General features: G+C 74.3%; 3 protein-coding genes. 2 read left to right on the plus strand and 1 reads right to left on the minus strand.

Translation table 11 applies throughout. The features are described 5' to 3' along the window. Nucleotides 1-94: 94 nt before the first annotated feature. On the minus strand, nucleotides 95-454 hold the full coding sequence (locus VGI02_RS04600) for a hypothetical protein (protein ID WP_331626088.1): 360 nt from the start codon (nucleotides 452-454) through the stop codon (nucleotides 95-97). Nucleotides 455-821: 367 nt separating this feature from the next. On the opposite strand from VGI02_RS04600, the gene VGI02_RS04605 reads away from it, so the two are divergent. Both VGI02_RS04605 and VGI02_RS04610 read left to right on the plus strand, forming a co-directional pair. Beyond that, on the plus strand, nucleotides 822-2,759 hold the full coding sequence (locus VGI02_RS04605; protein ID WP_331626089.1) for a glycosyltransferase: 1,938 nt from the start codon (nucleotides 822-824) through the stop codon (nucleotides 2,757-2,759). Nucleotides 2,760-2,762: 3 nt separating this feature from the next. Next, nucleotides 2,763-3,772 (plus strand): GNAT family N-acetyltransferase (locus tag VGI02_RS04610; RefSeq protein WP_331626090.1); only part of this gene is annotated, 1,010 nt, incomplete at its 3' end.

A 3,772-nucleotide genomic window follows, 5' to 3' on the forward strand; every position in this document is an offset into this window, starting at 1 on the left:
TCGTCGTCGGGTGCACGACGCCGGTGCATGACCCCGCGCACCCGGCGCCCGTATCGACCGAAGGGGCCCCTCGCTCAGAACGCGGGCGAACGGGCTATGCGGAGCGGCTCACGACGGGGCTGGTGTTGATCGCGGGCACCGTCACCTGCAGTCGGTGCGCGGTGACCTGCCAGAAGCGGCGCGTGGGGTCGACCAGTCGCCACGACTCCGCCGCGTCGTGCACCTCGTCCTGGGACAGCCCCTCCCGCGGCACGACGGCGACGGGGGACTGGGGGCGGGGCCCCGGCAGCCAGCGGCGGCGCGGGGCGTCGGCGCGGTCCGGCGTCGGCCGGTTTCCCAGCGCGGCCGCGAGCGCCGCCCAGGCGTCGACGGCGCTCCCGTGCACGCTGACCGTCGTCGGGCCGTCACCGTCCCCGAGCAGCACGGTGTAGGCGCTGACCGCGTCGTACGTCACGGACTTCCTCCTCGCGTGCCCCGCCGATCGGAGCTCGTCCTGCCCTGCGTCCAGCTCAAGACAACGGCCCCGCACCCCCCGCGCCCAGCGGACACGCGGGGGCCCGCGCCGAACTGAACCGATTCCGCGCCGGGTGGTGCGACCGATCGTGGTCTCACTCGACGAGACGTACCACTGGTCGATCCCGTTCCGAGAGCCCGATCACCGCGGCGTCCGTCCGGCGCGACGGGCGGGGGGAGAACCCCACCCCGGTCCGGGGGTCGGCCCCGGCGGTCGGGGGGTCCGCTCCATCGTGGGACAGGGGCTCTGACCAGCAATCTTCTCGGTGTCACCAGGGAGCACGACGACACCGAGGAGGTCCGACATCATGCTCACCAGCTTCGCCACCACCCCCCGGACGATCACCCCGACGGTGTCCGTCGTCATCCCGACCTTCAACGAGGCCGGCAACGTCGACGAGCTGCTCCGTCGCCTCGCCGAGGCCCTGCCCGCCGGTGCGGAGGTCGTCGTCGTCGACGACTCGACCGACGACACCGCCGACCGCGCCCGGGCCGCCGCCCTCGTCGTCCCCTTCACCCTCACGGTGATCCACCGCGACGAGCCGGCAGGCGGGCTCGGCGGCGCGGTCGTCGAAGGGCTGCGCGCCGCGCAGGCCGACTGGGCCGTCGTCATGGACGGCGACCTCCAGCACCCGCCGGCCGTCGTCGCCGAGCTGCTCGCCGCGGGCCCGGGCCACGACGTCGTCGTCGCCACCCGCTACGCCCAGGGCGGCGACGGGTCGGGCCTGGGCTCGCCGTACCGCCACGCGGTCTCGCGGGGCTCCAAGGCCCTCGCGGCCCGCCTGCTCGGCGGCGCGGTGGCGCAGATGAGCGACCCGCTCTCCGGCTTCTTCGCGGTGCGCCGCGCCGCCCTCGACCTCGACGCCGTCGACCCGATCGGCTACAAGATCCTCCTCGAGCTGGTCGTCCGCTCCGGGCTCGAGCGCATCGCGGAGGTGCCGTTCACCTTCGGCGTCCGCCACGCGGAGGAGTCGAAGTCGACCGCCCGCGAGGGGATGCGCTTCCTCCAGCACCTCCGGACCCTGCGCCGGGCCCAGCGGGTCGTGGCCCCGACCACCGCCCCGATCCGCCTCGACGACCACCGTCGGGCCCGCGAGAACCGCTCGCCCCGACTCGAGGTCCTCATCGTCACCAGCGAGGCCCCGCCGATCGTCTCCGGCATCTCGCGGTGCGTCGACCGGCTCACGGTCGGCCTGCGCGAGCGCGGGCACCGCGTGGACGTGCTCTCCTCGGTCCAGATGCCGCGACTCATGCTCGGCGAGTACCGCTTCTCGCCGCTCGTCGCGTACTGGCGGCAGATCGGGAAGATGCTCGAGGGCTACGACGTGGTCAACCTCCACGGGCCGGTGCCGACCATGAGCGACGTCGTGCTCCTGCTCGCCGGCGCCCGCCGCGGTACCCCGATCCTCTACACCCACCACAGCGCGCTGGCCGTGCGCGGCGCGGAGACGCTGTCGCGGGTCTACAACCGCCTCCACCGCATCCTGTCCGGCCGCGCCGACCGCATCCTGACCACCTCCGAGCACTACGCCGAGGAGGAGCGCCGCGCAGGCGGCCCCGCGGTCGAGGTCGTGCCGTGGGGGGTCGACGTCCGGCCCCAGCCGCTGCGCCCCGTCGTCGACGGTGCCCCGCTGCGCGTGCTGTTCGTCGGCCAGATGCGTCCGTACAAGGGCCTCGAGTGGCTGATCCCGGCCGTCGCCGGCCGTCCCGGGCTCGAGCTCACCCTCATCGGTGACGGAGCGCATCGGGCGGAGTACGAAGCATTGGCCGGTTCGGCTGACAATGTCTTGTTCACGGGCCGGGTCTCGGACGAAGATTTGCACCGTGCGTATGACACGCACGACGTGGTCGTCCTTCCGTCTGTCACCCAGGCGGAGGCATTCGGTCTCGTCGTGCTCGAGGGAATGGCCGCCGGGTGCGTCCCGGTCGTCTCGAACCTGCCCGGGGTCCGCGACCTCGTGGCCGACACCGGCCTCGTCGTCGGGACCCGGGACGTCGACGCCCTCGCCGCCGCGCTGGACGGCCTCGCCGCCGACCGGTCGCGCCTCGTCTCCCTGGGCCGCAAGGCCCGCCGCCGCGCCGAGAGCCTCAGCTGGGACACCTGCGTCGAGCGCTACGAGTCGGCCATGATCGCCACCGTCGCCGACCGCGGCCGCGTCCTCCCCGCCGCCCGGACCACCGTCCCGGCCGCCGTCAGTGCCTCCGCCGCCGGTGCCCCCGCCGCGACCGTCACCCGGGTGGGCTGAGCCATGACACTCCTCGACCGTGCCGGCTCCACCACGGTGACCCGCGACGTCTGGCGGGAGGTCCTCGCGGCCGACCAGGACGCCGTCGTCACCCAGAGCCCGGAATGGATGGACTGCCTCGCCACCCGCGGCTACAGCGACGCGAGCAGGCTCTACTCCCTGCGCGACGGACGCCGGCTGGTCCTCCCGCTCGCCGCCCGACGGCGGGCGGGGGTGACCCTGTCCGAGGAGTCCTGGCCCTACGGGTGGGGCTACGGCGGCGCACTCGTCGAAGGCGGGGACCTCACCGTCGCCGACGCCCGGATGGTCCTCGACGACCTGCGGGAGCGGCCCGCGGTGCTGCGCTCGGTGGTGCCGATGCCGCTGCGGGGGAAGGTCTGGGACGAGGCCGCGTCGGGAGGGCGGGGAGGACGTGGGCTGGCCCGCGTGCCCTACACCTCGCAGGTCGTGGACCTCGGGGTCGGCTGGGACCAGCTGTGGGAGAAGGGCTTCAAGCGCCAGGCGCGCAACTCCGTCCGCAAGGCCGAGAAGTTCGCGCTCGACGTGCGCCGCGAGGACGGCACGACGGCGACCGGGCCGGACGGGCGGGGGCTCGACGTGTTCCGCGACCTCTACGCCCAGTCGATCGAGCGCTGGGCCGCCCAGCGCGGACAGCCGCTCCCGGTGGCCCGCCGGCTCGCCGCCCGCCGCGACCGTCCCGGCCAGGTCGCCGCCGCGGCCGCCGCGCTGGGAGAGAAGTGCGTGGTGTGGTCGGTGCTGCGCGACGGCGAGCCGGTGGCGGTGAACGTCGTCCTGCAGGACGGGGCTCATTCCATCGGCTGGATGTGCGCGATGGACACCACCGGCATCGCCCGCGAGACGCTCGCGACCTACCTGCTGCACTCCCTGGCCATCCAGGACGCCTGCGAGCACGGCATCCGCTGGTTCCACATGGGGGAGTCCGACGCCGGGTCGGGGCCGGAGCACTTCAAGCGCTACTTCGGCGCCGTGCCCGTCGAGTACGCGGCGCTGCG

The sequence above is a fragment of the Actinomycetospora sp. genome (genome assembly GCF_036497245.1).
In the GTDB taxonomy this organism is placed as follows: Bacteria; Actinomycetota; Actinomycetes; order Mycobacteriales; family Pseudonocardiaceae; genus Actinomycetospora.

Coding starts and splice junctions, on each gene's coding strand:
- VGI02_RS04605 (WP_331626089.1), top strand. CDS start 822: ATGCTCACCAGCTTCGCCACCACCCCCCGGACGATCACCCCGACGGTG.